General features: G+C 71.6%; 20 protein-coding genes and 1 pseudogene. 16 read left to right on the top strand and 5 right to left on the bottom strand.

Annotated features, from left to right (window positions below; translation table 11 throughout):
- The 13 genes and pseudogenes from N1F89_RS16010 to N1F89_RS15950 all read left to right on the top strand — a co-directional run.
- A pseudogene (locus tag N1F89_RS16010) lies at positions 1-185 on the top strand (c-type cytochrome biogenesis protein CcmI); the annotation flags it as partial.
- 7 nt (positions 186-192) lie between these two features.
- Positions 193-627, top strand: a complete 435-nt coding sequence (gene ccmE, locus N1F89_RS16005; protein ID WP_290085240.1) for a cytochrome c maturation protein CcmE — start codon at positions 193-195, stop codon at positions 625-627.
- Positions 628-765: 138 nt separating this feature from the next.
- On the top strand, positions 766-2,760 hold the full coding sequence (locus tag N1F89_RS16000) for a heme lyase CcmF/NrfE family subunit (RefSeq protein WP_290085239.1): 1,995 nt from the start codon (positions 766-768) through the stop codon (positions 2,758-2,760).
- The gene (locus N1F89_RS15995) at positions 2,757-3,227 is read left to right on the top strand and encodes a cytochrome c-type biogenesis protein (RefSeq protein ID WP_290085238.1); all 471 of its coding nucleotides are present in this window, start codon (positions 2,757-2,759) and stop codon (positions 3,225-3,227) included. Before N1F89_RS16000 ends, N1F89_RS15995 begins: the two co-directional genes overlap by 4 nt.
- 169 nt (positions 3,228-3,396) lie before the next feature.
- Entirely contained in the window at positions 3,397-4,632 is a 1,236-nt protein-coding gene (locus tag N1F89_RS15990) for a bifunctional alpha/beta hydrolase/OsmC family protein (protein ID WP_290085237.1), read from the top strand.
- A 172-nt stretch (positions 4,633-4,804) separates the two neighbouring features.
- Positions 4,805-6,337, top strand: coding sequence for a Do family serine endopeptidase (locus N1F89_RS15985; protein ID WP_290085236.1), 1,533 nt, complete (start codon positions 4,805-4,807; stop codon positions 6,335-6,337).
- 195 nt (positions 6,338-6,532) lie between these two features.
- Entirely contained in the window at positions 6,533-7,207 is a 675-nt protein-coding gene (locus tag N1F89_RS15980) for a response regulator transcription factor (RefSeq protein ID WP_290085241.1), read from the top strand.
- Complete coding sequence (locus tag N1F89_RS15975; RefSeq protein ID WP_290085235.1) at positions 7,204-8,616, top strand: ATP-binding protein; 1,413 nt, start codon at positions 7,204-7,206, stop codon at positions 8,614-8,616. The genes N1F89_RS15980 and N1F89_RS15975 overlap by 4 nt, the downstream gene beginning before the upstream one ends.
- The gene (locus N1F89_RS15970; RefSeq protein ID WP_290085234.1) at positions 8,616-11,594 is read left to right on the top strand and encodes a bifunctional [glutamine synthetase] adenylyltransferase/[glutamine synthetase]-adenylyl-L-tyrosine phosphorylase; all 2,979 of its coding nucleotides are present in this window, start codon (positions 8,616-8,618) and stop codon (positions 11,592-11,594) included. Before N1F89_RS15975 ends, N1F89_RS15970 begins: the two co-directional genes overlap by 1 nt.
- Before the next feature lie 57 nt (positions 11,595-11,651).
- Positions 11,652-12,134 carry an EF-hand domain-containing protein gene (locus N1F89_RS15965; protein WP_290085233.1) on the top strand — a complete coding sequence of 161 codons (483 nt, stop codon included), beginning with the start codon at positions 11,652-11,654 and terminating at the stop codon, positions 12,132-12,134.
- 392 nt (positions 12,135-12,526) lie between these two features.
- Positions 12,527-13,171 (top strand): TetR/AcrR family transcriptional regulator, encoded by a 645-nt coding sequence (locus N1F89_RS15960; protein WP_290085231.1) that lies wholly within the window; start codon positions 12,527-12,529, stop codon positions 13,169-13,171.
- The gene (locus tag N1F89_RS15955; RefSeq protein WP_290085230.1) at positions 13,168-13,515 is read left to right on the top strand and encodes a DUF1428 family protein; all 348 of its coding nucleotides are present in this window, start codon (positions 13,168-13,170) and stop codon (positions 13,513-13,515) included. The genes N1F89_RS15960 and N1F89_RS15955 overlap by 4 nt, the downstream gene beginning before the upstream one ends.
- A gap of 167 nt (positions 13,516-13,682) precedes the next feature.
- Positions 13,683-14,171 carry an SRPBCC family protein gene (locus tag N1F89_RS15950; RefSeq protein ID WP_290085229.1) on the top strand — a complete coding sequence of 163 codons (489 nt, stop codon included), beginning with the start codon at positions 13,683-13,685 and terminating at the stop codon, positions 14,169-14,171.
- Positions 14,172-14,194: 23 nt separating this feature from the next.
- Here the strand turns inward: N1F89_RS15950 and N1F89_RS15945 are convergent, their stop codons facing one another.
- Together N1F89_RS15945 and pepN are read right to left on the bottom strand one after the other, a co-directional pair.
- Positions 14,195-16,531 carry an ATP-binding protein gene (locus N1F89_RS15945; RefSeq protein WP_290085228.1) on the bottom strand — a complete coding sequence of 779 codons (2,337 nt, stop codon included), beginning with the start codon at positions 16,529-16,531 and terminating at the stop codon, positions 14,195-14,197.
- A 146-nt stretch (positions 16,532-16,677) separates the two neighbouring features.
- Positions 16,678-19,323 (bottom strand): aminopeptidase N, encoded by a 2,646-nt coding sequence (pepN, locus tag N1F89_RS15940; protein ID WP_290085227.1) that lies wholly within the window; start codon positions 19,321-19,323, stop codon positions 16,678-16,680.
- Between the two features lie 156 nt (positions 19,324-19,479).
- Here pepN and N1F89_RS15935 point away from each other — a divergent pair, with 156 nt between their 5' ends.
- Positions 19,480-21,792 carry a xanthine dehydrogenase family protein molybdopterin-binding subunit gene (locus tag N1F89_RS15935; RefSeq protein WP_290085226.1) on the top strand — a complete coding sequence of 771 codons (2,313 nt, stop codon included), beginning with the start codon at positions 19,480-19,482 and terminating at the stop codon, positions 21,790-21,792.
- A gap of 58 nt (positions 21,793-21,850) precedes the next feature.
- Positions 21,851-22,807 carry a DMT family transporter gene (locus N1F89_RS15930; protein ID WP_290085225.1) on the top strand — a complete coding sequence of 319 codons (957 nt, stop codon included), beginning with the start codon at positions 21,851-21,853 and terminating at the stop codon, positions 22,805-22,807.
- A gap of 69 nt (positions 22,808-22,876) precedes the next feature.
- On the opposite strand, the gene N1F89_RS15925 is transcribed toward N1F89_RS15930, so the two are convergent.
- Entirely contained in the window at positions 22,877-23,245 is a 369-nt protein-coding gene (locus N1F89_RS15925) for a response regulator (protein ID WP_290085224.1), read from the bottom strand.
- Positions 23,242-24,597 carry an HWE histidine kinase domain-containing protein gene (locus tag N1F89_RS15920; RefSeq protein ID WP_290085223.1) on the bottom strand — a complete coding sequence of 452 codons (1,356 nt, stop codon included), beginning with the start codon at positions 24,595-24,597 and terminating at the stop codon, positions 23,242-23,244. The genes N1F89_RS15925 and N1F89_RS15920 overlap by 4 nt, the downstream gene beginning before the upstream one ends.
- A gap of 253 nt (positions 24,598-24,850) precedes the next feature.
- On the opposite strand from N1F89_RS15920, the gene N1F89_RS15915 reads away from it, so the two are divergent.
- Positions 24,851-25,777 (top strand): LysM peptidoglycan-binding domain-containing protein, encoded by a 927-nt coding sequence (locus tag N1F89_RS15915; RefSeq protein WP_290085222.1) that lies wholly within the window; start codon positions 24,851-24,853, stop codon positions 25,775-25,777.
- Between the two features lie 94 nt (positions 25,778-25,871).
- Here N1F89_RS15915 and N1F89_RS15910 read toward each other — a convergent pair.
- A partial coding sequence (locus N1F89_RS15910) for a uracil-DNA glycosylase (RefSeq protein WP_290085221.1) occupies positions 25,872-26,420 on the bottom strand: 549 nt, incomplete at its 5' end.

Genomic DNA, 26,420 nt, shown 5'->3' with positions numbered 1-26,420 from the left:
AGGCGCCGGACGATCCGGCCGGCTGGCAGCGCCTGGTGCGCTCCTACGCCGTGCTCGGCCGCGCCGAGGCGGCACAGGACGCGCTGGCGCGCGGCCTGGAGGCGCTCGGCACCGACACGCCGGAAGGCGCGGCGCTGCGCGAGGCGGCCGCCGCACAGGGCATCGAGACCATCGCGACGGAGTGACGACGCCGTGACACGCAAGCAGAAACGACTGGCCATCATCGGCGGCGGCATGGGCTTTCTCGCCGCCGCCACCGCGCTGACCTTCGTCGCCCTCGGCCAGCAGACCTCGTATTTCTACATGCCCGGCGACCTGTCCGTCCGGCCCGTCGCGGCCGGCGAGCGCATCCGCCTCGGCGGCCTGGTCGAGGAGGGCTCGCTCGCGCACGGCGCCGAGACCGACGTCACCTTTGCCGTGACAGACGGCTCGGAGTCGGTCAAGGTGACCTATGCCGGCATCCTGCCCGACCTGTTCCGCGAGGGGCAGGGCGTGGTGACGGAAGGCCGCTTCGACGACGGCGGGGTGTTCCGCGCCGACACCGTGCTGGCCAAGCACGACGAGACCTACATGCCGCGCGAGGTTGCCGAGAGCCTCAAGGAAAAGGGCGTGTGGGAAGGCGACTAGACCGCCACCGGACCGCGATGCCGGAAGCGCGCAGCGGCTTGCAGGCAGCCTCGGGGTCTCGGTGATTGAAGTTTCGGCATGCGTGCGGCGCGGTAAACGCGCCTTGCCGCACCATGCTCCAAGCGCGGGGAGGACCGCATGAGCGTCGAGATCGGTCATTTCGCCCTGGTCCTGGCCTTCGCATTGTCGCTGGTTCAGTCGACGGTGCCGCTGGTCGGGGCACGGCTCGGCAGCAGCGCGCTGATGCGCGTCGGCGAGCCGTCGACGATCATGGGCTTCCTGATGACCGGCATCGCCTTCGCGGCGCTGACGGCGGCCTACATGCAGTCCGACTTCTCGGTCGAGAACGTCTGGCAGAACTCGCATTCGGCCAAGCCGATGCTGTTCAAGATCACCGGCACGTGGGGCAACCACGAGGGCTCGATGCTGCTGTGGGTGCTGATCCTCACGCTGTTCGGCTCGCTGGTCGCCGTGTTCGGCCGCAACCTGCCGGCGACGCTGCGCGCCAACGTGCTGGCGGTGCAGGGCATGGTGGGCGCGGCCTTCCTGCTGTTCATCCTCGCCACGTCGAACCCGTTTGCCCGGCTGGTGCCGGCGCCGATCGAGGGGCGCGACCTCAACCCGATCCTGCAGGATGTCGGCCTGGCGGTGCATCCGCCGCTTCTTTATCTCGGCTATGTCGGCTTTTCCGTGTGCTTCGCCTTCGCGGTGGCGGCGCTGATCGAGGGGCGCGTCGACGCCGCCTGGGCGCGCTGGGTCAGGCCGTGGACGCTGGCCGCCTGGGTGTTCCTGACCGGCGGCATCGCGATGGGCTCCTACTGGGCCTATTACGAGCTCGGCTGGGGCGGCTTCTGGTTCTGGGACCCGGTGGAGAACGCCTCCTTCATGCCGTGGCTGGCCGGCACCGCGCTGCTGCATTCGGCGATCGTCATGGAGCGCCGCTCGGCCCTGAAGATCTGGACGATCCTGCTCGCCCTCGTCGCCTTCTCGCTGTCGCTGCTCGGCACCTTCCTCGTGCGGTCGGGCGTTCTGACCTCGGTGCACGCCTTCGCCACGGACCCGACGCGCGGCGTCTTCATCCTGGCCATCCTGGTGCTGTTCGTCGGCGGCTCGTTCGCGCTGTTCGCCGCGCGCAGCGGCGCGCTGACGGCCGGCGGCGTGTTCCACCCGATCTCGCGCGAGGGCGCGCTGGTCCTCAACAACCTGTTCCTGACCACCGCCACGGCGACCGTGTTCGTCGGCACGCTCTACCCGCTGTTCATCGAGGCGCTTTCCGGCGACAAGATCTCCGTCGGCGCGCCGTTCTTCAACCTGACCTTCGTGCCGCTGATGGTGCCGCTGCTGATGGCGGTGCCGTTCGGGCCGCTGCTCGCCTGGAAGCGCGGCGATTTGTGGGCCGTCAGCCAGCGGCTGTTCGTCGCCTTCGGCGGCGCGCTGGCGGCGATGATCGTGGCGCTGCTGTTCGTCGACCGCGCCGCCGCGCTGGCCGCGCTCGGCATCGGCCTCGGCGTGTGGCTGATCCTCGGCGCGCTGACCGACCTGGCGCTGCGCTCCGGCCTGCCCAAGGCGCGCCTCCGCGTCGCCGTCTCGCGTCTGGTCGGCCTGCCGCGCTCGGCCTTCGGCACCGCGCTCGCCCATGCCGGCGTCGGCGTCATGGTGATCGGCGTCACCGCCGTGACCACCATGCAGGGCGAGCGCATCGTGGCGATGAAGCCCGGCGAGACGGCCGAGATCGCCGGCTACGTGCTGCGCTTCGACGGCCTGACGCCCTACACCGGACCGAACTATCTGGAGGATCGCGGCATCTTTGCCGTCACCGCGCCCGACGGCCGGCCGCTCGGCGAGGTGATGTCGGCCAAGCGCGTCTACCCGGCACGCCAGATGCCGACGACGGAGGCCGGTATCATGACGCTCGGCTTCAGCCAGCTCTACGTCTCGCTCGGCGATCCGCGCGACGACGGCGCGATCGTCGTGCGCATCTGGTGGAAGCCGCTGGTGACGCTGATCTGGTACGGCGCGGTGGTGATGATGGTCGGCGGCACGGTGTCGCTGCTCGACCGGCGGCTGCGCGTCGGCGCGCCCGCGCGGCGCAAGGCGCGGACCGGCGCCGCGCAGCCGGAGGCGGGCCGATGAGAGGGCTGGCGCGCGCGGCCGTCGCCGCCGCCCTGTGGCTGGCGCTGGCCGCCGGCCCGGCGCTGGCGGTTCAGCCCGACGAGGTGCTCGACGATCCGGCGCTCGAGGCGCGGGCGCGGGCCCTGTCGGCGGAGCTGCGCTGCCTGGTGTGCCAGAACCAGTCGATCGACGATTCCAACGCCGAACTGGCGCGCGACCTGCGCGTTCTGGTGCGCGAGCGGCTGGTGGCCGGCGACACCGATGCCGAGGTGATCGACTACGTGGTGGCGCGCTACGGCGAGTTCGTGCTTCTGAAGCCGCCCTTCAGCGCGCGCAACGCGCTGTTGTGGGCCTCGCCGGCGCTGCTGCTCCTGGCCGGCGGCGGCTACGCCTTCATCAACATGCGCCGCCGCGCCCGCCGCCGCTCGCCGGCGCTGTCGCCGGAGGAGGAGGCGCGGCTCGAGGCCATCCTGAACGAGCGCGACTGAGCGCCCCCCGGCGCCGCTTCCCTTCTCCCGCACCTTCCCCTACGGTCCGGCGGCCGGTCGCAGGCGCTTCGCCGCGCATCCGGCCGCAGCTTTTCCTGCATCGGGCCGTCCGCAAAGCGTGAGCGGCAGCGAGGCCGATGCGTCCACAGCCTTGACGGGGGACCCAGCCATGACCGTTCGCACCCAGCGGCTCGACTTTCCCGGCCATTCCGGCGCCCGGCTGTCGGCGCGCCTCGACCTGCCCAACGGGCCGCTGCGCGGCTACGCGCTGTTCGCGCACTGCTTCACCTGCTCCAAGGACGTGCTCGCCGCCCGCCGCATCGCCGCCGATCTGGCGCGCGAGGGGCTGGCGGTGCTGCGTTTCGACTTCACCGGGCTCGGCTCGAGCGAGGGCGAGTTCGCCTCCACCGACTTCTCCTCCAATGTCGGCGACCTGGTCTCGGCGGCCGACCATCTGCGCGACAATTTCGGCCCGCCCTCGGTGCTGATCGGCCATTCGCTGGGCGGCGCGGCGGTGCTGGCGGCGGCCGACCGGATCCCCGAGGTCAAGGCCGTCGTGACCATCGGCGCGCCGGCCGACACGGCCCATGTGCTGAAGAACTTCGGCTCCAGCCTGGAGGCGATCGAGCGCGACGCCGAGGCCGAGGTCGAGCTCGCCGGCCGGCGCTTCCGCATCACCCGCCAGTTTGTGGAGGACGTGCGCGGCCGCAACCTCGAGGCGGCCATCAAGGCGCTGCGCAAGCCGCTGCTCATCCTCCATTCGCCGCTCGACGAGACGGTCGGCATCGACAACGCGACGGCGATCTTCGTCGCCGCGCGCCATCCCAAGAGCTTCGTCTCGCTCGACAAGGCCGACCACCTGCTGACGCGGCCGGAGGACGCCGCCTTCGCCGCGCGCGTCATCTCCGGCTGGCTGTCGCGCTACCTGGCCGGCGACGCGCCGCAGGGCGAGGAGGCGATCGAGCACGTGCGCGTGATGGAGACCGGCCAGGGCAAGTTCCAGAACGCCGTGCAGGCCGGCCGTCACCGGCTGTTCGCCGACGAGCCGGAAAGCGTCGGCGGCTTCGATTCCGGTCCTTCGCCCTACGATTTCCTGTCGATCGCGCTCGGCGCCTGCACGGCGATGACGCTGCGCATGTATGCCGACCACAAGAAGCTCGAGCTCGGCCGCGTCAGCGTCGACGTCTCGCACGCCAAGATGCATGCGCGCGACTGCGAGGACTGCACCGACGAGCAGCGCGCCGGCGGCGGCCGCATCGACCGCTTCGACCGCGTCATCGCGGTGGAAGGGGCGATCTCCGAGGCGCTGCGCGACAAGCTGGTCGAGATCGCCGGCAAGTGCCCGGTGCACCGCACGCTGGAAAGCGCCTCGACGGTAAAGACCTCGGTGCGCGAGGTCGAGTAGCCGCCGCCCGGCCCGGCCGTCGCCCGGCGCCGCCGCAGCAGAACATTACCAAACTTTCATGCCCCGGAAATGGCACGGTAAGGTGCCGTTCCCTATGTCTGGTCCCGAGGGTGCCCGATGCGGGCATCTGCCACGGACAGTTTCCGATCCCCAAGAGAGGACCAGACCAACCATGGATGAACGCCACAACACGGCATCCAAGACCCGCACGCGCCTGTTCGCGACCGTCGCCTCGCTGGCGGTGGCCGGTGCGATCGGCGCCACCGCGGTGACCACCGGCGCCGTTCCGGTGCTGGCCGAGCCGGCCCGCCTCGATCAGCCGATCCAGGCGCCGAGCTTCGCCGACATCGTCGAGACGGTGTCGCCGGCCGTCGTCAGCGTCCGCGTCAAGGCCAAGATGCAGCCGGCCTCCGACCAGGGCCCCGGCTTCTCCTTCGGCATGCCCGGCTTCGAGGACCTGCCGGACGATCATCCGCTGAAGCGCTTCTTCCGCGAGTTCCGCGGCGGGCCCGGCCAGGACCGCGACCGCTTCGGCCGGCGCGGCGGCCAGCGCCCCGCCTCGCAGGGCTCCGGCTTCTTCATCTCCGAGGACGGCTATCTGGTTACCAACAACCACGTCATCGACGGCGGCGGCGAGTTCCTCGTGGTCATGGACGACGGCACCGAGCTGTCGGCCGAGCTGATCGGCTCCGACCCGCGCACCGACCTCGCCGTGCTCAAGGTCGAGGAGGCGCGCGAGTTCACCTATGTGGACTTCGCCGACGAGGCCAATGTGCGCGTCGGCGACTGGGTGGTGGCCGTCGGCAACCCGTTCGGCCTCGGCGGAACGGTGACGGCCGGCATCGTCTCGGCGCGCGGCCGCGACATCGGCGCCGGCCCCTATGACGACTTCATCCAGATCGACGCGGCGGTCAACCGCGGCAACTCCGGCGGCCCGGCCTTCAACCTGGCCGGCGAGGTGGTCGGCGTGAACACCGCGATCTTCTCGCCGTCCGGCGGCAATGTCGGCATCGCCTTCGCGATCCCCGCCTCGATCGCCCAGAACGTCGTTCAGGAGCTGATCGAGGACGGCACCGTGGAGCGCGGCTGGCTCGGCGTGCAGATCCAGCCCGTCACCTCCGACATCGCCGAATCGCTCGGCCTGGAGGACGAGAAGGGCGCGCTGGTCGCCGAGCCGACCGAGGACAGCCCGGCACGCAGCGCCGGCATCCGCGCCGGTGACGTGATCGTCGCCGTCGACGGCGAGGCGGTCGATTCGGCCAAGGAGCTCGCCCGTATCATCGGCAACTACGAGCCCGGCAAGTCGGTCGAGGTCACGCTGTGGCGCGACGGCCAGGCCGAGACGCTCGACGTCGAGCTCGGCGAGATGCCCGGCCTCGACCGCCAGGCGATGGCCGCCCCGCAGGACGAGGGGCAGGACGAGGCGGCGGGCAGCGCGCTCGCCGACTTCGGCCTGACCGTGACCCGCGCGGAGGACGGCGAAGGCCTGCTCGTGACCGACGTCGACCCCGACAGCGAGGCCGCCTCGCGCGGCATCCAGGCGGGCGACGTCATCCTGTCGGTCAACTCGCAGGAGGTCTCGAGCGCCGGCGACGTCGCCTCGATCGTCGACGACGCCTCCGAGGCCGGCCGCAAGGCGGTGCTGTTCCAGCTCCGCCGCGACAACGCCAACCGCTTCGTCGCGCTGCCGGTGGCACGCGGCTGATCGGCCCCGCGAGATGCCTTCCGTCGGCCGGATTTCCGCACCCCCGGCCGGCCGGCGGAAGGCCCGGGGCCGCGCTGCGGCCCCCGCGGCAGCGGGCCCCATCGTCCTCTGCCGCTTTTCCGCCGTCCGGAGCCCAGCATGGAACCCGTCGCGACCCCTTCCGATTTCGCCCAGGATTTCGGCTATAAGGTCGCCATGAAGATTCTGCTGATCGAGGACGACCGCGAGGCGGCGGACTATCTCAAGAAGGCGTTCTCCGAGGCCGGCCACACGACCCACCTGGCGGCCGATGGCGAGACCGGCTTCGCGCTCGCCGACTCCGGCGACTACGACGTCTTCGTCATCGACCGCATGCTGCCGCGCCGCGACGGCCTGTCCGTCATCGCGGAGCTGCGCGAACGCGGCAACGAGACGCCGGCGCTGATCCTGTCGGCGCTCGGCGAGGTCGACGACCGGGTTACCGGGCTGCGCGCCGGCGGCGACGACTACCTCACCAAGCCCTATGCCTTTTCCGAGCTGCTCGCCCGCGTCGAGGTGCTCAACCGGCGCGCCGGCAGCAAGGAGGTCGAGACGCTCTACCGCGTCGGCGATCTCGAGCTCGACCGGCTGTCGCACACGGTGCGCCGCGCCGGCCAGGAGATCGTGCTGCAGCCGCGCGAGTTCCGCCTGCTCGAATATCTGATGCGCCATGCCGGGCAGGTGGTCACCCGCACCATGCTGCTGGAGAACGTCTGGGACTACCATTTCGACCCGCAGACCAACGTCATCGACGTGCATGTGTCGCGGCTGCGCGGCAAGATCGAGCGCGGCTTCGACCGTCCCGTCCTGCACACCGTGCGCGGCGCCGGCTACGTCTTGCGGGCCGAGTGATGGCGGCCGTTCCGGCCATCATGAAGACCACCGCCGCGCGGCTGTCGGCGCTCTATCTCGTCCTGTTCTCGCTCTGCGCGGTGCTGCTCGTCTTCTACATGACGGGCCTTTCGGTGCGCATGCTGACCGTGCAGACGCGCGAGACGATCACCGAGGAGGCGCAGGGCCTGGCCGCCGCCTACCAGCGCGGCGGGCTGCCCTATCTGGTGCGCATGGTCGAGCGCCGCTCGCGCCAGCCGAGCGCCAACCTCTACCTGATCACCGATCCGAACGGCCGCGTCCTGGCCGGCAACGTGGAAAGCCTGGCGCCGGGCGTCCTCGACGAGGCGGGCTGGACGACGCGGCCCTTCGCCTATCAGCGCTACGGCGAGGGACCCGGCGCGGTCGCGGACGGCCGCCACACCGCGATGGCGCACGTCTTTCGCCTGCCCAACCGGATGATCGTGCTGGTCGGCCGCGACCTCGGCGAGCCGGAGCGCTTCCGCTCGGTCGTGCGCCGCGCGCTGGTCGTCGCCTTCGGCATGATGGGGCTCGGCGCGCTGCTCATCTGGTATGTCGTCGGCCGCCGCGCGCTGCGCCGCATCGACCGCGTCTCGGAGGCGAGCCGCCGCATCATGGGCGGCGACCTGTCGGGCCGGCTGCCGGTGAGCGGGGCGGGCGACGAGTTCGACCGCCTGTCGGCCAGCCTCAACGCCATGCTGGCGCGCATCGCCGAGCTCAACGACGGGCTGCGCCAGGTCTCCGACAGCATCGCGCACGATCTCAAGACGCCGCTGACGCGGCTGCGCAACCGCGCCGAGGCGGCGCTCGCCGGCCAGCCCGATCCGGCCGAGTACCGCGCGGCGCTGGAGCGCACCATCGCGGAGTCCGATCAGCTCATCCGCACCTTCAACGCCATTTTGATGATCTCGCGCGTCGAGGCCGGCCACTCGGCCGAGGCGGCCGAGCCGGTCGACCTCGCCGCCGTGGTGGCCGACGTGGTCGAGCTCTACGAGCCGCTCGCCGAGCAGCAGGGCGTGGCGCTCGTCGCCGAGGCGGGCGCGGTGCCGGCGACGGTCGAGGGCAACCGCGAGCTGATCGGCCAGGCGCTGTCGAACATCGTCGACAATGCGATAAAGTACTCCGCCGGCACCCCGGCCGCGCGCGTTGCGGTCGGCCTGGCGCAGGACCGCACGGCGACGCGCATCACCGTGACCGACAACGGGCCGGGCATTCCGGAGGAGGATCGCGCGCGCGCCACCGAGCGCTTCGTGCGGCTCGAGGCCAGCCGCAGCCAGCCGGGCTCCGGCCTCGGCCTGAGCCTTGCCAAGGCGGTGATGAAGTTCCATGGCGGGCGGCTCGAGCTGGCGGCGGCCGAAGGCGGCGGCCTCGCCGTGGCCATGGTGTTTTCCAGCGGGGAGGGGCGCTGATGCAGAAAGCGCGGGCGGGGATCGCGGCCGAGGACGGAACCGCCTGGTTCGGCGTCGCGCCGCGGGCGCTGAAGCCGCTCGACCGGGAGGCGGCGAAGGAGGCGGCGGCCACGGTCGCCGAATGCGCCGCGGAGGAGGGGCTCGACCGCGTCGCCGCGCTGCTCGAAGGCGAGGGGCCGCTCGCCGCCTTCCTCGCTGCCGTCTTCGACCTCTCGCCCTTCCTGCGCGACCAGGCGCGGCGCCGGCCGGTCCTGCTCGACCGCCTGTTCGACACCCCGCTCGACCGCCGCCTGGCCGAGCTCGGCGACGCCATCGCCGGCGTCGCGCTGGCCGAGGAGCAGAGCGAGGCGGGGGTGATGCAGGCGCTGCGGCTCCACAAGGCGGAGGCGCACGCGCTGATCGCGCTTGCCAGCCTGGCCGGCGCCGCCGACGCCGCCACCACCGTGGCGCGGCTGAGCGCGCTGGCCGACGCCTGCATCCGCGCGGCGGCCGATTTCCTGCTGGTCGACGCGCACCGGCGCGGCAAGCTGGCGCTGCCCGACCCGCAGGAGCCCGCGCGCGGCTCCGGCTACGTCCTTCTGGCGATGGGCAAGCTCGGCGCCGGCGAGCTCAACTTCTCCTCCGACATCGACCTGATCGCGCTGTTCGACGAGCGGGCGCCGGCGATCGCCGACCCGGTCGAGGCGAGCGACCTGTTCGTGCGGCTGACGCGGCGGCTGGTGCGCATCCTGCAGGAGCGCACCGAGCACGGCTACGTCTTCCGCACCGACCTGCGGCTGCGCCCCGACCCCGGCTCCACGCCGCTCGCCATTCCCACCGAGGCGGCGCTCACCTACTACGAGAGCCGCGGCCAGAACTGGGAGCGGGCGGCGATGATCAAGGCGCGCGCGGTGGCCGGCGACACGGCCGCCGGCAGCGCCTTCCTCGCCGAGCTGCAGCCCTATGTCTGGCGCAAATATCTCGACTACGCGGCGATCGCCGACGTGCACTCGATCAAGCGTCAGATCCATGCCCACAAGGGCCATGGCGCGGTGGCGGTGAAGGGCCACAACGTCAAGCTCGGCCGCGGCGGCATCCGCGAGATCGAGTTCTTCGTGCAGACCCAGCAGCTCATCGCCGGCGGCCGCTTTCCCGAGCTGCGCGGCCGCGAGACCGTCGCCATGCTCGGCCGGCTGGCCGAGCTCGGCTGGATCGGCGAGGAGGCGCGCGAGGCGCTGGCCGGGCAGTACTGGTTCCTGCGCGACGTCGAGAACGTCATCCAGATGATCGCCGACGAGCAGGCGCACAGCCTGCCGGAGGACGACCAGGGGCTGACGCGCGTGGCGCTGCTGCTCGGCTACGACGACGCGGACTCCTTCTCCGAGGCGTTCCGCCGCTCGCTGCAGCTCGTCGAGCGCCACTATGCGGCGCTGTTCGAGACCGCGCCGCAGCTTTCCGGCGACCTCGGCAATCTCGTCTTCACCGGCGACGTCGACGATCCCGGAACGCTGGAGACGCTGTCGGCGCTCGGCTTCGAGCGGCCGAGCGACATCTGCCGCGTCATCCGCGGCTGGCATTTCGGCCGCTACCGCGCCACCCGCTCGTCGGAGGCGCGCGGCCGGCTGACCGAGCTGACGCCGGCGCTGCTCGAGGCGTTCGGCCAGACGCGTCGCGCCGACGAGGCGCTGATGCGCTTCGATGCCTTCCTGTCGGGCCTGCCGGCCGGCATCCAGCTCTTCTCGCTGCTGCAGTCCAACCCGCGGCTGCTCGAGCTGCTCGCCACCATCATGGGGGCCGCGCCGCGGCTGGCCGAGACGATCACCCGCCGGCCGCACGTCTTCGACGGGCTGCTCGATCCGGCGCTGCTGTCCGAACTGCCCAACAAGGCCTATCTGGCGGAGCGGCTGGAGGCGTTTCTCGGCGGCGCCGCCGCCTACGAGGAAACGCTCGACCGGCTGCGCATCTTCACCGCCGAGCAGAAGTTCCTGATCGGCATCCGGCTGCTGACCGGCGCGATCGACGCCTACCGCGCCGGCAAGGCCTTCTCCGACCTCGCCGACCTGACCATCGGCATGGCCTTCGAGGCGGTGCACGCGGAGTTCGCCCGCCGGCACGGCCGGGTGCCGGGCGGCCGCGCGGCGATCCTCGGCATGGGCAAGCTCGGCAGCCGCGAGCTCACCGCCGGGTCCGACGTCGACCTGATCCTGCTCTACGACCACGACGCCGATGCCGAGGAGTCCGACGGCGACAAGCCGCTCGCCCCGTCGCACTACTACGCCCGGCTCACCCAGCGGTTGATCGCCGCCGTTTCGGCGCCGATGGCCGAGGGCGTGCTCTACGAGCTCGACCTGCGGCTGCGGCCGTCGGGCAACAAGGGGCCGGTGGCCACGCACATCGAGGCCTTCCGCAAGTATCAGCGCCAGGAGGCCTGGACCTGGGAGCACATGGCGCTGGCACGCGCCCGGCCGGTGGCCGGCGACGCCGGCCTGGGGGCGGAGGCGGCCGCCGAGATCGACGCCGTGCTCGGCGCCGACGGCGACCGCGCCGTGCTGGCGGGCGAGGCGGCCAAGATGCGCGACCTGATCGAGGAGGAGAAGCCGCCGCGCGATGCCTGGGACCTCAAGCTGGTGCCGGGCGGGCTGATCGATCTCGAGTTCATCGCCCAGCACGCGGTGCTCGCCGGCCGGCTGACCGAGGGGTCGAGGCCGACGGCGACGGCCGAGGTGCTGGCGCGGCTGGCGCCCGATTTCGCCGACGCCGACACGCGCGCGGCGCTGGTCGACGCGCACGCGCTCTATTTCACGCTGACGCAGATCATCCGGCTGTGCCTGACCGGGCCGTTCGAGCCCGACGACGTGCCGCCGGGGCTTGCCGATCTGCTGCTGCGGGCCACCGATCTGCCGGACCTGGCGGTCCTGCAGGCACATGTCGAAGAGACGTCGCGGACGGTGCGGGAGCATTTCGACCGTCTGCTGCGTGGGCCGGGTGACGGGTCGTGATGGGACGCCGCGCCTTGCCCTTTCCGCATCGGGGGTGACGATGCAAAGGAGAAGACCATGAAGAACCTGACCAGGATCGCGCTTGCCTTCACCGCCGTCGCGGCGGTCACCGCCACGGCCGTGGCGCACGAGCGCTGGGGCCGCGACGGCGGCATGGGCGGCGGCATGGGCCCGGGCATGGGCAGCCGGGCCATGATGCACTTCGAGCGCGCCGACGCCGACGACAGCGGCGACGTCACCTTCGAGGAGTTCGCCGCCGCCTTCGGCGCCTTCCAGAGCGTCGACGCCGACGGCGACGGATCGCTCACGGTGGAGGAGATCGCCGCCGAGATCGAGCGCCGCCGCACCGAGCGCATGGCCCGGCGGATGATCGAGCGCTTCGACACCGACGGCGACGGCGTGCTGACCGAGGCCGAGATCGAGTCGCGCCAGCAGAAGATGTTCGCGCTGATGGACCGCAACGACGACGGCAAGGTCGATGCCGACGAGATGCCGCGCCGTCACCGCGGCGGCGGCATGGGCATGGGCCCGCGCCACTGACGGCCGACACGGTTCCAGGCCAAGCGGGCACCGCTTCGCCGTCGGAAGAACGCGTCGGGACGGCGCCTCGGAGCCGTTCCGCGATCCGCTGACCGACAGGATCGCTCCAGGACGGGCGCCCGGCAACCGGGCGCCCGTTCCGCGTGGGGCGGGGCGCCGGCCGGCCGTGCCGCCGGCCCGCCGGCCGGGCAGTGTCCCGGTTCGCGATTCGCCAGCCGTCAGGCGCGTGGAGCCGCGACCGCCACGCCGCCGATTGCGCCTTGAAAACATACCGACTAATCGGTATGGTGATTTCGGATCGGCGGCCGGCGCTCCGCGCGAGCGGCAACGCCGGGCGCTGCGGCAGCGGCCCGCATCGGGCAGACGCCGGCACGAGGCAGACGGACGACGGCATGGCGCAGACGACGGACAGACGCAGGCAGGCGGGATCGAAGGCGCGCGCCGATCTGCTCGACGCCGCGCTCGCCGTCATCCGCGAGAAGGGCTACACGGCGACCACGGTCGACGACATCTGCCAGCGCGCGGGACGCACCAAGGGCAGCTTCTTCCACCATTTCGAGGGCAAGGAGGCGCTCGCCGTCGCGGCGGCCGACCACTGGAGCGAGACGACGGCGGCGCTGTTCCGGGCCGCGCCGTACCACGCGCATGCCGATCCGCTCGACCGGCTTATCGCCTATGTCGACTTCCGCCGCGCCATCCTGGCGGGCGCGCCGCCGGAGTTCACCTGTCTGGTCGGCACCATGGTGCAGGAGACCTACGCCACCCACGACGAGATCCGCGCCGCCTGCGCGCGCTCGATCCTCGGCCACGCGCACACGCTGGAAGCCGACATCGAGGCGGCGATCGCCGCGCGCGGGCTGCGCCCCGACTGGACGGCCGCGAGCCTGGCGCGCCACACCCAGGCCGTCATCCAGGGCGCCTTCATCCTGGCCAAGGCGACCGGCGGGCCGGAACCGGCCGCCGAGAGCATCGATCATCTCAGGCGATACATCACCCTGCTCTTCGAGCATCGACCCCCAAGGGAGGACCAAGCATGACCTATGTCGACGGTTTCGTGGCACCGGTGCCGACCGGCCGCCGGGAGGATTACCGCGCGCACGCCGCGCGCGCGGCGGAGGTGTTCAAGGCGCACGGCGCGCTCGCCTGCGTCGAGACCTGGGGCGACGACGTGCCCAAGGGCGAGCGCACCTCGTTTCCGATGGCAGTGCAGCTCGCCGAGGACGAGACGGTGGTGCTCGGCTGGATCGTCTGGCCGTCGCGCGCGGCGCGCGATGCCGGCATGGCCGCGGCGATGGCCGATCCGCGGCTCACCGGCGAGGAGATGCCGTTCGACGGCAAGCGCATGATCTTCGGCGGGTTCGAGACCATCCTCGACGTGTGATCCGCGCGACAACGCACCGCCGCAGCGCATGCCGCGGCCGGCGAACGCGGCCGGCCCGGCAGGCCCGCGGCACAATCCAACGCGATGGACCGTGACGCCGGCCGCGCGCTGCTGCGCGCTCTCCCGCCTCATGGTCCGCGCCTCATGGTCTGCAAGGAAACGATCCGATGACCCAAGACCCCGTTCCCTCCGCCGGCGCGCGCGAGCTGGTGCTCAGCCGCGTCATTCCCGTCACGCGCCGTTCGGCCTATCGCTGCTGGACCGAGCCGGAGCTGATGAAGCGCTGGTTCGCGCCGCGCCCCTGGTCGGTTTCCGACGTCGAGGTCGACGTGCGGCCGGGCGGCATCAACCGCATCGTCATGCGCAGTCCCGAGGGCGAGGACCATCCCAACGAGGGGGTCTATCTCGAGGTGGTGCCCGACAGGCGCCTGGTCGTCACCGACGCCTATGTGCGCGCCTGGCAGCCGTCGCAGAAGCCGTTCATGACGCTGATCCTCGAGCTCGAGGATGCCGACGGCGGCACGCGCTACACCGCCACGGTGCGCCACTGGAGCGAGGAGGACCGCGCCGCGCACGAGGCGATGGGCTTCCACGAGGGCTGGGGCCAGTGCCTCGACCAGCTCGTCGCGGTGGCGCGCGAGCTCGACGAGGGCTGAGCCGCGTCGCAGCCGCTCGGGCCTCAGGCGGCCGGCCGCTCCGGCTCCTCCTCGGCGCTGCGCGCGGGCATGCGCACGGACACGATGGTGCCGACGCCCTCGGTGGAGCGGATCTTCAGCGCGCCGCCGTGCAGCTCGGCCAGCGAGCGCGAAATGGCGAGCCCCAGGCCGGAGCCGGTGTGCGTCTTGGAGAACTGGTTCTGCACCTGCTCGAACGGCCGGCCGAGCTTCTTCAGCGCGTCGCGCGGGATGCCGCAGCCCGAATCCTCGATGCTCAGCACCACCGCGCCGGACACCTTGCGCGCGCGCAGCGTGATCTTGCCGCCCTCGCCGGTGAACTTCACCGCGTTCGACAGCAGGTTGATGACGATCTGCTTGATCGCCCGGCGGTCGGCGTAAAGCCGCATCGTGTTGGGGATGCGGGTGGCCACCTCGATGTCCTTTTCGGCCGCCTGCAGCGCCACCACGCGCACCGTCTCGCGGATCAGCGGGCACAGGTCGATGCTCTCGCGCTCGATGGAGAACTGGCCGGCCTCGATCTTCGACATGTCGAGGATGTCGTTGATGACGCCGAGCAGATAGGCGCCGCTGGTGTTGATGTCGCGCGCATACTCCTCGTAGCGCTCCGAGCCGAGCGGCCCGAACAGCGCCGACTGCATCAGCTCGGAAAAGCCGATGATGGCGTTGAGCGGCGTCCTGAGCTCGTGCGACATGTTGGCGAGAAATTCCGACTTGGCGCGGTTGGCGGCCTCCGCGCGCTCCGTCTCGCGCATGTATTTGCGATTGAGCTCGACGAGCTCGCGCGCGCGCTCCTGCTCGGCGCGGCGCGCCAGCGACAGGTCGTGGATCGTCGCCATCAGCCGCCGCTCGCTGTCGACCAGCTTCTCCTGGTGCAGCTTGAGCTGGGTGATGTCGGTGCCGAGCGACACCGTGCCGCCGTCGCGCGTCTTCAGTTCGGTGACCTGCAGCCAGCGCCCGTCGGCGAGCTGCCGCTCGTAGGTGGCGCCGGCCTCGGGACCGTGCACGCTGGCGATGCGCCGCTCGGCGACCAGCGGCTTCATGCGCGCCTCGATGTCGCCGCGCGCCGTGCCCGGCGCGATCTGGCCGGGCTCCAGCCCGGTGTTTTCCTGGAACTTGGTGTTGCACATCACCAGCCGCTCGGCCGCGTCCCACAGCACGAAGGATTCGGTGATGTTCTCGATCGCCGTGCGCAGCCGCTGGTCGGCGGCTTCCGAGCGCTGCGCCAGGTGGCGCTGCTCGGTGACGTCGACGGCGATGCCGATGAGCTGGATCTCGCGCGCCGTCGGGTCGACGACCTGCGCGCGTGCGCGCATCCACACCCACTGGCCGTCGGCCCGGCGCATGCGGAACACCTGGTCGATCTGCTCGGTCTCGCGCGCCACGATGCGCTTTGCCAGCGCGAACAGGTCGCCGTCGTCGGGGTGGATGATCGCCGCCACCTCGCCGAACGACAGCATGGTGTCGACCGGCTGGTAGCCGAGCATCTCGTACATCGAGCGCGACCAGTACATCTTGCCGCGCACCATGTCCCAGTCCCACAGGCCGCACTTGCCGCGCACCAGCGCCAGGTCGATGCGCTGATGCGCCTCCAGATAGATGCGGTCGGCCGCCTGGGCGCGCGCCGACTGGCTGAAATAGCCGTACAGGATGACGATCAGCACCCCGGCGGTCAGCACGAACAGCGTCACGTTGAGCGACACCGACTTGCGCCATTCGGCAAACAGCGCGTCGTGCGACAGCATGGCGACGGCCGCCCCGCCGCCGCGCGCGAAGTCGGCCGCCGCGAAGAACGGCCGGTCGTCGACGGCCACCGACATGACGCCGGCGCGCTCGCCGAACATGAACAGCGGCTGCGCCCCGCCCAAGACCTGCTCGAGCGAGCGGCCGACCAGCGCGTGCCCCTTGGCCGAGGCGGCCAGCACCTCGAAGCGCTCGTCGGTGACGGCCAGCACCCAGCTCGCGGTCAGCCCGCCGTGCCGCGCCGCCGCGGCGACCAGCCGCGCGGCGACCCGCGGGCTGATCTCCTCGGTCTCGGCCAGCTCCATGGCGCCGGCGAGGTCGCTCGCCGCCAGCGCCAGAACGGTGCGCGCGTCGCTCTCGATGTCGGCGCGCCAGGTGGTCAGCGACAGGAAGCGCGTCGCCGCGATGACGATCAGGAAGATGACGATCAGCACCGGAATGGAGCGCCTGAGCACCGGCTCGATGGCCAGAAGCTGCTCATAGGCGGGCGCCGCGATGATCTTGGCGTTGCCCGCGACCCCGCTGCGTGTGCCGCGCCGGCGCCTGCGCCGGGCAAAAAGGCTCCCCTCGGGCGCGGGCCGCGCCGCCGCCTTTGCCATCCACCGGCTCCCTGGTGTGTCCCTCGTTGCGTGATCCGGCAACGCCGCACAGCCGAATCACCCATAAGGAATCAAAGGTGATTCGCCTTGTCCAGTGGCAAGCTGGCGAATCGGCCCCGGCGGGCGGGGGACGGCCGGCGGCGGCGTCAGCCCAGCGTGCGCTCGACGATGTCGCGCAGGTCGCGCGACAGCGCCTTTTCGGCCGCCACCGAAAGCAGCGCCTCGCGGGCCTTGCCGCGCCGTCCGGGCTCGAGCGAGCGCCAGGAGCGCAGCGCCGTGGCGAGCCGCGCGGCGACCTGCGCGTTGTGCCTGTCGACGGCCAGCACCGTCTCGGCGAGCAGCGCGTAGCCCGCCCCGTCGGCCCGGTGGAAGCCGGTCGGGTTGGCCGTGCAGAAGGTGCCGATCAGCGCGCGCAGCCGGTTCGGGTTGTTCTGCGCGTAGGCGGGGTGGCCGGTCAGGTGGCGCACGCGCGGCAGCGCCGCCGGGCCGGGCATCGTCGCCTGCACCTGGAACCACTTGTCGATCACCAGCGGGTCGTCGCCGTAGCGCCGCTCGAAGGCGTCGAGCGCCTCTGCCGCGGCCTGGCTGTCGGCGAAGCGGTGCACCAGCACCGTCATGGCGGCCGCCCGCTCGGTCATGTTGCTCGCCGTCTCGAACTGCGCGGCGGCCGGGTCGGGCCGGCCTTCGGCGACGGCCAGGTAGTCGAGCAGCACGTTGCGCAGCGCCCGCCGGCCGGCGCCGGCCGCGTCGGGCCGGAACGGCCCGTCGTCGGCCATCGCCGCGTAGACGGCGGCGAAGCGCGCCTGCCCGCGGGCGGCGACCGCCTCGCTGAGCGCCACGCGCGCGCTGTGCACGGCGTCGGGGTCGATGTTGTCGCCGATCTCGCGGGCGATGTCGGTCTCCGCCGGCAGGGTGAGCGCCAGCGCCCGGTAGGCCGGCTCCAGCGTGTCGTCGTCGGCGAGCGCCACCACCGCCTCGACGAGCTCGCTCGCGAACGTCGCCGCCTTGCCGCCGCGCAGCCGCCGGAAGGCGGCGATCAGCGCCTCGCTGAGCAGCCCGTTGAGCGCCTGCCAGCGCGACACCAGGTCGGCGTCGTGGCGCGCCAGGAAGAGCTGGTCGGCCGTGCTGACCTCCTGCGACAGGGTGATCGGCGCGGAGAAGCCGCGGTTGAGCGAGACCGTCGGCCGCGCGGTGAGGCCGGAGAAGGTCACCGTGTGGTGCCGCCGCCGCACATGGATGACGCCGTTCTCCACCGTCGCGCCCTCGATGCGGGCCGGCACCATGTCCTCGCCGTCCGGGCCGACCAGGCCGTAGGCGAGGGGGATGTGCATCAGCCGCTTGCGGCTTTCCGAGGGCGTCGGCGGCAGCGACTGCTCGAGCTCCAGCACGCAGGTGCCGCTCGCCTGGTCGTAGCGCGCCGTCGCCGCGACGTTCGGCGTGCCGGCCTGATGATACCACAGCGCGAACTGCGACAGGTCGCGGCCCGACACCGCCTCGAAGACGCGCAGGAAGTCCTCGATGGTGACGGCCTGGCCGTCGTGGCGCTCGAAATAGCGGTCCATGCCGGCGCGGAAGGTCTCGTCGCCCAGCATGGTGTGGATCATGCGCACCACCTCCGAGCCCTTCTCGTAGACGGTGGCGGTGTAGAAGTTGTTGATCTCGCGATAGCGGCGCGGCCGCACCGGGTGGGCGAGCGGCCCCTGGTCCTCGGGAAACTGGTGCGCCTTCAGCGCCCGCACCTCGGCGATGCGCTTGACCGGCCGCGAGCGCTGGTCGGCGGAGAACTCGTGGTCGCGGTAGACCGTCAGCCCTTCCTTGAGGCAGAGCTGGAACCAGTCGCGGCAGGTGATGCGGTTGCCGGTCCAGTTGTGGAAGTACTCGTGCGCGATGATCGCCTCGATGTTGGCGAAGTCGGCGTCGGTCGCGGTCTCCTCGTCGGCCAGCACGTATTTGTCGTTGAAGACGTTGAGGCCCTTGTTCTCCATCGCGCCCATGTTGAAGTCGGACACGGCGACGATGTTGAACACGTCGAGATCGTATTCGCGGCCGAAGCGCTCCTCGTCCCAGCGCATCGAGCGCTTGAGCGCGTCCATCGCGTAGGCCGCGCGCGGCTCCTTGCCGTGCTCGACGTGGATGGCGAGCGCGACCTTGCGGCCCGAGGCGGTGGTGAAGCTGTCCTCGACGACGCCGAGATCGCCGGCGACCAGCGCGAACAGGTAGGACGGCTTGGGGAACGGGTCGTGCCACACCGCGTGGTGGCGGCCGTCCTCGAGCGGGCCGGCCTCGGTGCGGTTGCCGTTCGACAGCAGCAGCGGCGCGCTGCGCCGATCGGCCTCGATGCGCACGGTGTAGACGCTCAGGATGTCCGGCCGGTCGAGGAAATAGGTGATGCGGCGGAAGCCCTCCGCCTCGCACTGGGTGCAGAACACGCCATTCGACTGGTACAGCCCCATGAGCTGGGTGTTGGCGCGCGGCGCCAGCCGCGTCTCGATGGTGAGCGTGAAGCGGTCGGCCGCCGGCGGCCGCGGGATGGTCAGCGCGTCGGGCGTCGCCTCGTAGTCCTCGGCCCCGGCCGGCACGCCGTCGATGGTCAGGCCGGCGAGCGTCAGCCCGTCGCCGTCGAGCACGAGCGGCCGCGTCGGATCGCCGCCCGGCCGGCGCTCGACGGTCAGATGCGCCGTCACCTGCGTGTCGTCGGGGTCGAGCCGGAAGGTCAGCGCCACCTCGGGGATCAGGAAGTCGCTCGGCTTGTAGTCCTCGAGGCGGAAGACCTGGCCGGTGTCGGTGCGCATCGCAACCCTTTCAGCGGGGATGGTCGCGCCGGCCGGCCGCGGCGGCTGGCGCAACAAAAACGGAGGCGTGCTCTTTACACGATTGCCGCGCTCGACAAAACTGCCGCGCACTTTAAGTCTCCCCCCGATGCTCCCTCACGACTGCAAGGACCTGCCATGACGGTGCTGACGCCAAAATTCGGCATGGGCGCTTCCGTGCTGCGCAAGGAAGACGACGCTTTCATCACCGGCCACGGCCGCTACACCGACGACATCCGGCCCGACGGGGTGCTGCACGGCTACGTGCTGCGCTCGCCGGTCGCCAGCGCCGCCTTCACGATCGTCTCGACGGAGGCCGCCGAAGCGGCGCCCGGCGTGCACCTCGTGCTGACCGGGGCCGATCTCGGCCATCTCGGCGACCTCAGGTCGAGCGGCATGCAGAAGCAGCCAGACGGCACCCGCGCGCCGACGCGCGACATCCCGATCCTGTGCCGCGACCGGGTGCACCACGTCGGCGACGCCATCGCCTTCGTGGTGGCCGACAGCCGTGCTGCCGCGCAGGACGCCGCCGAGCTGATCGAGGTCGAGTTCGACGACGGCGAGGCGGTCGCCGGCATCGCCGAAGCGCTCGCCGAGGATGCGCCGCTGGTGTGGCCCGAGCTCGGCACCAACCGCGCCTATGTCAACACGCTGGGCGACAAGGCGAAGACCGACGCCGCCTTCGCCGGGGCAAGCCGCGTCACGCGCATCGCGTTCCACAACAACCGGCTCGTGTGCAACTACATGGAGCCGCGCGCGGCGGTCGCCGAATGGCATGCCGACGAGGACCGCTTCGTGCTGACCACCGGCTCGCAGGGCGTGCATTCCATGCAGGGCATCCTCGCCAAGCAGGTGTTCGGCGTGGCGCCGGAGAAGGTGCGGGTCGTCACGCCGGACGTCGGCGGCGGCTTCGGCCCCAAGACCTTCGTCTACCGCGAGTATCCGCTGGTCATGGAGGCGGCGAAGCGGCTCGGCCGGCCGGTCAAGTGGAACGGCGACCGCGGCGAGCACTTCCTCACCGACGCGCAGGGCCGCGACAACCTGGTGACGGCCGAGATGGCGATGGACGACCAGGGGCGCTTCCTCGGCCTGCGCATCGACATCAAGGCCGCCATGGGCGCCTACACCTCGCAGTTCGGGCCCTTCATCCCCTATCTCGGCGCCACCATGTCGACCGGCGTCTACGACATCGCCGCCCTCGACGTGACGATCACCGGCGTCTACACCAACACCTGCCCGGTCGATGCCTATCGCGGTGCCGGCCGGCCGGAGGCCTCGTTCCTGCTCGAGAAGCTGGTCGACGCCTGCGCCCGCGATCTCGGCCTGGCGCCCGACGAGATCCGCCGGCGCAACTTCATCGGGCCCGAGCAGTTCCCCTACCGCACGCCGACCGGCCGGGTCTACGACGTCGGCGAGTTCGCCGGCCACATGGATCGCGCCATGGAGAAGGCCGGCTGGGCCGGTTTCGAGACGCGGCTGGAGCGCGCCCGCGCGGCCGGCCGCATCCGCGGCATCGGCATGGCGACCTATGTCGAGGCGTGCGCCTTCGCCGGCTCCGAGCCGGCGCATGTCGAGCTCAACGGCGACGGCACGGTGACCGTGCTGATCGGCACCCAGTCGAACGGCCAGGGCCACGCCACCGCCTATGCCCAGCTCGTCGCCGACAAGCTCGATCTCGACGTGGCGCGGATCACCGTGCACCAGGGCGACACCGACCGGCTGGCCAAGGGCGGCGGCACCGGCGGCTCGCGCTCGATCCCGCTCGGCGGCGTGTCCGCCGCGCGCGCCGGCGAGGACCTGGCCGGCAAGATCCGCAAGCTCGCCGCCGACGAGCTCGAGGCGGCGGCCGCCGACATCGAGCTGTCGAACGGCGAGGCGCGCATCGCCGGCACCGACCGGGCGATCGACTTCGCCACGCTCGCCAAGGCGGCGAAGAACCCCGAGGATCTCAAGGGCTTCGGCGAGTTCGTCCAGGAGGAGGCGACCTATCCGAACGGCACGCATATCTGCGAGGTCGAGATCGATCCCGAGACCGGCGCCACCGAGGTGGTCGCCTACACGATCGTCGACGATTTCGGCGCCACGGTGAACCCGATCCTGCTCGCCGGCCAGGTGCATGGCGGCGTCGCCCAGGGCCTCGGCCAGGCGCTCACCGAGGACGCGGTCTATTCCGAGGACGGCCAGCTCGTCAGCGCGACCTTCATGGACTACGCCATGCCGCGCGCCGACAACCTGCCGTTCATCGACTTCGAGACGCGCAACGTGCCCTCGACGACCAACGCGCTCGGCATCAAGGGGGCCGGCGAGGCCGGCACGATCGGCGCGACGCCGGCGGTGATGAACGCGGTCACCGACGCGCTGCACCGCGCCTACGGCATCGGCCACATCGAGATGCCGGCGACCCCGCAGCGCGTCTGGCAGGCGATCCAGGCCGCCCGGTCGGAACGATGAGCGCTCGCCTGGCCGGCGCCGGCGCGACGGAGGCACGGCGGCCGCCGCGGCCGCTGCGATGACCGGCGCCGCGGGGCCGTTCCGCCCCGCCGGTCGGCCGCTCGTCGGCATCGCCCTCAAGGTGATGTCGGTCACCGCCTTCGTCGGCATGTCGTCGTTCATCAAGGCGGCCGGCACGCTGCCGGCCGGGCAGCTCGTCTTCTTCCGCTCCTTCTTCGCCATGTTCCCGATCCTGGCGGTGCTGGCGCTGCGCCGCGAGCTGGCGACCGCCTTCCGCACGACCCGGCCGTTCAGCCACATGGCGCGCGGCCTGGTCGGCGTGACGGCCATGGGGCTCGGCTTCTTCGGCCTCACCCGGCTGCCGCTGCCCGAGGCGATCACGCTCAACTACGCCCAGCCGCTGGTCGTCGTGGTCTTCAGCGCGCTGTTCATGGGCGAGGTGGTGCGCGTCTTCCGCTGGAGCGCGGTCGCCGTCGGCTTTCTCGGCGTCGTCATCATCGCCTGGCCGAAGCTGACGCTGTTTTCCGCCGGCACGCCGCTGGCCGAGGGCGAGGCGCTGGGCGTCGTGGCCATGCTGGCCGGCGCGGCGGTCTCGGCCGTGGCGCTGCTTCTGGTGCGCCGTCTGGTGGCGACCGAGAAGACCGCCACCATCGTGCTGTGGTTCTCGCTGACGGCGACGGTGGTCTCGCTGATGTCGCTGCCCTTCGGCTGGGCGCCGCTCAGCTGGACGCAGGCGGCCTTCCTGGTGTCGGCAGGCATCTGCGGCGGCCTCGGCCAGCTCCTGATGACGCAGAGCTACCGCTATGCCGAGATGTCGACCATCGCGCCGTTCGAATACACCTCGATGCTGCTCGCCATCGTCGTCGGCTATCTCGCCTTCGGCGACGTGCCGACGCCGCACATGCTGGTCGGCGGCGCCATCGTCGTCGGCGCCGGGCTGTTCATCATCTGGCGCGAGCATCGGCTGGGCCTGCAGCGCGGCGCCGCGCGCCGGCTGGTGCCGCCGCAGGGTTGAAGCGGTTCCAGGCGAAGTGGAGACCGGTTCGCCGTCCGCAGGCGCGGAAGAGCCGCAGGTCGGCGCCGCTCAGCGGCCGAACGCGTCCTCGACCGCGCGGCGCAGCTCCGTCGGGGCGAACGGCTTGGCGATCCGCGGCAGGTCGCCGACATGCGCGGGAAGCGTTCCCGGGTCGTAGCCGGTCGTAAGAATCAGCGGCACGCCGGCCGCGCGCAGCTTCTCGATGACGGGGAACGACTTCTCGTCGCGAAGCTGGACGTCGACGAAGGCGCCGTCGAAGCGCTCGTCGGCGGCCGCCAGCGCCTCGCCCAGCGTGCCGGCCGTGCGGACCTCCGCGGCGCCGAGCCGCTCGACGATGTCGCTGAGATCGAGGGCGACCAGGAACTCGTCCTCCACCACGAGGATGCGCTTGTCGTGCAGCGGCCGCTCGTCGTTCATGACCGTCCTCCGGGCGCTTCGAGCTCGAGCGGAAAGCGCACGCGATAGAGCATGCCCTGCGGGCGGAAGTGCACCGCGGTCTCGCCGCTCAGCATCTGCCGCGCCGCGCCTTCGATCATCTGCGTGCCGTAGCCCTTGGTCGTCGGAGCGGTTATGCCGTCCAGCCCGGTTTCCGACCATTCCATCTCCAGCCACGCCGGGTCGTCCGCCGCACGCTCCCAGGAGACGGTGAGATGTCCGCCCGGCCGGGCGAAGGCGCCGTATTTGACGGCGTTGGTGGCGAGCTCGTGCAGCATCATGGCGACCGGCTGCGTCTCGCGCCGCGACAGCACCACCGGCGGTCCGCAGAGGGCCAGCCGCCCGTCCTCCTCCCATCCGTGCGCCGACAACTCGCGCGCGACGAGCTCGCGCAGGCTGGCGGTTCCGTCGGCTTGCCGCGTCAGCAGGTCCTGCGCCCGCGCCAGCGACTGCAGGCGCTGCAGGAACACGCGCTCGAACGCCTCGAGCGAGGCGCTGCGCCGCACCGTGCCCGACGCCACCGCCTGCACGTTTGCCAGGATGTTCTTCACCCGGTGCTGCAGCTCGCCGACCATGAGCTTCTGGCTGTCGGCATGCTTGCGCCGCTCGGTCTCGTCGCGGATGGCCAGCAGGATGCGCGGCATGTGGTCGAGCCGCCGCGCGTTGAGCATCATCACGCGCCGGCCGATGCCGGGGAAGGTGTGGACGACCTCGTAATCGTCGAAGGAATGCTCCTTCGGCAGCACCTCGGCGAGCGCCTTCTTGAGCGGCGCGATGTTCCACTGGCCGTTGCCCAGCTCGAAGATGCGCCGGCCGACGGTTTCCGCGTTGCCGACGCCGAAGGCGGTCCGGAACGTCTCGTTGACGCGTGTCACGCGCAGGTCGCGATCCATCACCACCAGCGCCTCGCGGACGCTGTCGATCAGCTTGTCGGAAAACTCGCGCTGGGCGACCAGTTCGCTCTCGCGTTCCTCCTGCATCGTCACGTCGGCGATGGACAGGAGAACCCGCGACCGGGAATCCTGCCGGAGCAGCCGGGCGTTGATCAGCATGCTGCGCCGTCCGAGGCTCTCGAAGGCGTGCTCCACCCGATAGTCCCGGACGGACTGCTCGCTCCCCGTCAGCGAGGCGAGCAGCGCGCGCAGCTCTCGGATGTCCCACTGGCCGTTGCCCAGCCGGGCGAGCGGCTTGCCCATCGTCTCGGCTGCGGTGACCTGGAAGTGCGCGAGAAACGCGTCGTTCGCGGTCACCACCGCGTGGTCCCGGTCAAGAACGAGGACTGGCTGGTGCATGGTCTGCACGATGGCTGCGGCGAGGTCGGTGGTCGCGGTCATTTGCCGTCAAACGCCGTTGCGCCCGCGCGCGTTCCATCGCGCGCCGGCGCTTGCGCGCGCCGGTCTGCCCTGGCCGCCACCGGCATGGAACTCATCGCCGCGTTCTCCCATTGGCGCCGCAGACGCACTCATCCTGGAGCGTTTTCAGGCGAACTGGAAACCGGTTCGCCGGTCGGGAACGCGTCACGACAAGGACTTGGAGCCGATCTGTGGTTCCGTGAAACGCAGATCGGCTCCAGACGAGGAGGCAGCCGTGAAGAAGACAGCGATTTCCGTGCTCGCCGTGTCGGCGGGACTTCTGATGGGCGGCAGCGCGCTCGCCCAGACCCGGTGCGGGGCGAGCTACACGGTCGAGCCGGGCGACACGCTCTACGGCATCGCCCAGCAATGCCGCGTGACGATGAGCCGGATCATGCGGCTCAACCCGGGCCTCGAGCCCCGCGACATGGCGGTCGGCAGCGCGCTGCAGCTCGCTGCCCGGGACGCGGCGCCGGGCGACAGCGCGCCGCGCGAGCGCTACCGCGTCGAGGCCGGCGACACGATGTTCTCGATCGCCCAGGCCCTCGGCGTGTCGCTGATCGAGCTGCTCGACGCCAACACCGACCTCGATCCGTTCGCGCTCGAGATCGGCGAAGTCATCGAGGTGCCCGGCGACGACGGCCGGCCGGCGGCGACCGTCGGCGTCGCGCCGCGCAGCGGCGAGGCGGGCACCCCCGTCACCGTGCGCGCCGACGGCCTGCGCCCGGACGACTGGGTGACGATCGGCGTCGGCCCGCAGGCCTCCGAATGGGAGGCGGTCGAGGCGGTGCGCGTCGCCGAGGACGGCGAGGTGGCCGAGGACGTGCGCGTGCCGGGCTGGGCGGAACCGGGCGACGACCTGATCTTCGTCGTCGACACCGACCGCGGCTACACCTTCAAGTCGGGCGTCTTCAACGTGACCGACGGCGCCGGCCCCGGCGGCGAGCCGGTGGCGCTCGAGGGCCGCGTGCGGCGCGGCGCGGAATGCTACACGCTGCGCACGCCCGACGGCGACCTGTGGTCGCTGGTCAGCGACGACGTGCGCTTCACCGCCGGCGAGTATGTCGAGGTGGAGGGCGAGCGCGCCGACGCCTCGTTCTGCATGCAGGGCATCGGCACCGTCGAGGTGGCCGAGATCGAGGAGGTCGCGCCGCCGCGCTGAGGCCTCTTGCCGGGTCGGGCCATGCCCCGGCCGGGCGCGATCGCACCGGGCACGACGGCGGGGCGCAAGCTCCGCCGTTCGCGCATCTCCGCCGTCAGCCCTCCCGCAGCTTCGCCCGGATGGCGAGGAAGTCGCGCCAGGCGAGCTTCTTGTGCGCCGGGTTGCGCAGCAGATAGGCCGGGTGCAGCGTCGGCATGGTGGCGATCTCGCTGCCTTCGGCCGTGCGGTGCGCCGACCAGGTGCCGCGCATGCGCATGATGCCGGTCTGCGTGCGCAACAGCAGCTTGGTCGACGGGTTGCCGAGCGTCACCAGCACCTTCGGCGCGGCGAGCGCGATGTGGCGCTCGATGAATGGGCGGCAGATCTCGGTTTCCAGCGGCGAGGGGTCGCGGTTGCCGGGCGGCCGCCACGGGATGACGTTGGAGATGTAGGCCGACTGCCGGTCGAGGCCGACCGCCGCCAGCATGCGGTCGAGCAGCCGGCCGGAGCGGCCGACGAAGGGCAGGCCCTCGATGTCCTCCTCGCGGCCCGGCGCCTCGCCGACCAGCATGATATCGGCCGCCGGGTTGCCGTCGGCGAACACCAGGTTCTTGGCCGTCGTCTTCAGGTTGCAGCCGTCGAACGCCGCCAGCAGCGCGCGCAG

Origin of the sequence: Aquibium sp. A9E412 (assembly GCF_030398335.1) — a bacterium.
Lineage (GTDB): Bacteria > Pseudomonadota > Alphaproteobacteria > Rhizobiales > Rhizobiaceae > A9E412.
Note: the sequence above shows the minus strand (reverse complement) of the source record. Positions and strands in the feature narration are given on the sequence as shown.

Bases quoted from the DNA above. Each gene is read 5' to 3' on its own strand.
- N1F89_RS15935 (WP_290085226.1), top strand. From the start codon at position 19,480: ATGACGGTGCTGACGCCAAAATTCGGCATGGGCGCTTCCGTGCTGCGC.
- N1F89_RS15925 (WP_290085224.1), bottom strand. From the start codon at position 23,245: ATGAACGACGAGCGGCCGCTGCACGACAAGCGCATCCTCGTGGTGGAG.
- N1F89_RS15990 (WP_290085237.1), top strand. From the start codon at position 3,397: ATGACCGTTCGCACCCAGCGGCTCGACTTTCCCGGCCATTCCGGCGCC.
- N1F89_RS15960 (WP_290085231.1), top strand. From the start codon at position 12,527: ATGGCGCAGACGACGGACAGACGCAGGCAGGCGGGATCGAAGGCGCGC.
- N1F89_RS15930 (WP_290085225.1), top strand. From the start codon at position 21,851: ATGACCGGCGCCGCGGGGCCGTTCCGCCCCGCCGGTCGGCCGCTCGTC.
- N1F89_RS15980 (WP_290085241.1), top strand. From the start codon at position 6,533: ATGAAGATTCTGCTGATCGAGGACGACCGCGAGGCGGCGGACTATCTC.
- N1F89_RS15995 (WP_290085238.1), top strand. From the start codon at position 2,757: ATGAGAGGGCTGGCGCGCGCGGCCGTCGCCGCCGCCCTGTGGCTGGCG.
- N1F89_RS15985 (WP_290085236.1), top strand. From the start codon at position 4,805: ATGGATGAACGCCACAACACGGCATCCAAGACCCGCACGCGCCTGTTC.
- N1F89_RS15955 (WP_290085230.1), top strand. From the start codon at position 13,168: ATGACCTATGTCGACGGTTTCGTGGCACCGGTGCCGACCGGCCGCCGG.
- N1F89_RS15920 (WP_290085223.1), bottom strand. From the start codon at position 24,597: ATGACCGCGACCACCGACCTCGCCGCAGCCATCGTGCAGACCATGCAC.
- N1F89_RS15945 (WP_290085228.1), bottom strand. From the start codon at position 16,531: ATGGCAAAGGCGGCGGCGCGGCCCGCGCCCGAGGGGAGCCTTTTTGCC.
- N1F89_RS15970 (WP_290085234.1), top strand. From the start codon at position 8,616: ATGCAGAAAGCGCGGGCGGGGATCGCGGCCGAGGACGGAACCGCCTGG.
- N1F89_RS16000 (WP_290085239.1), top strand. From the start codon at position 766: ATGAGCGTCGAGATCGGTCATTTCGCCCTGGTCCTGGCCTTCGCATTG.
- pepN (WP_290085227.1), bottom strand. From the start codon at position 19,323: ATGCGCACCGACACCGGCCAGGTCTTCCGCCTCGAGGACTACAAGCCG.
- N1F89_RS15965 (WP_290085233.1), top strand. From the start codon at position 11,652: ATGAAGAACCTGACCAGGATCGCGCTTGCCTTCACCGCCGTCGCGGCG.
- N1F89_RS15950 (WP_290085229.1), top strand. From the start codon at position 13,683: ATGACCCAAGACCCCGTTCCCTCCGCCGGCGCGCGCGAGCTGGTGCTC.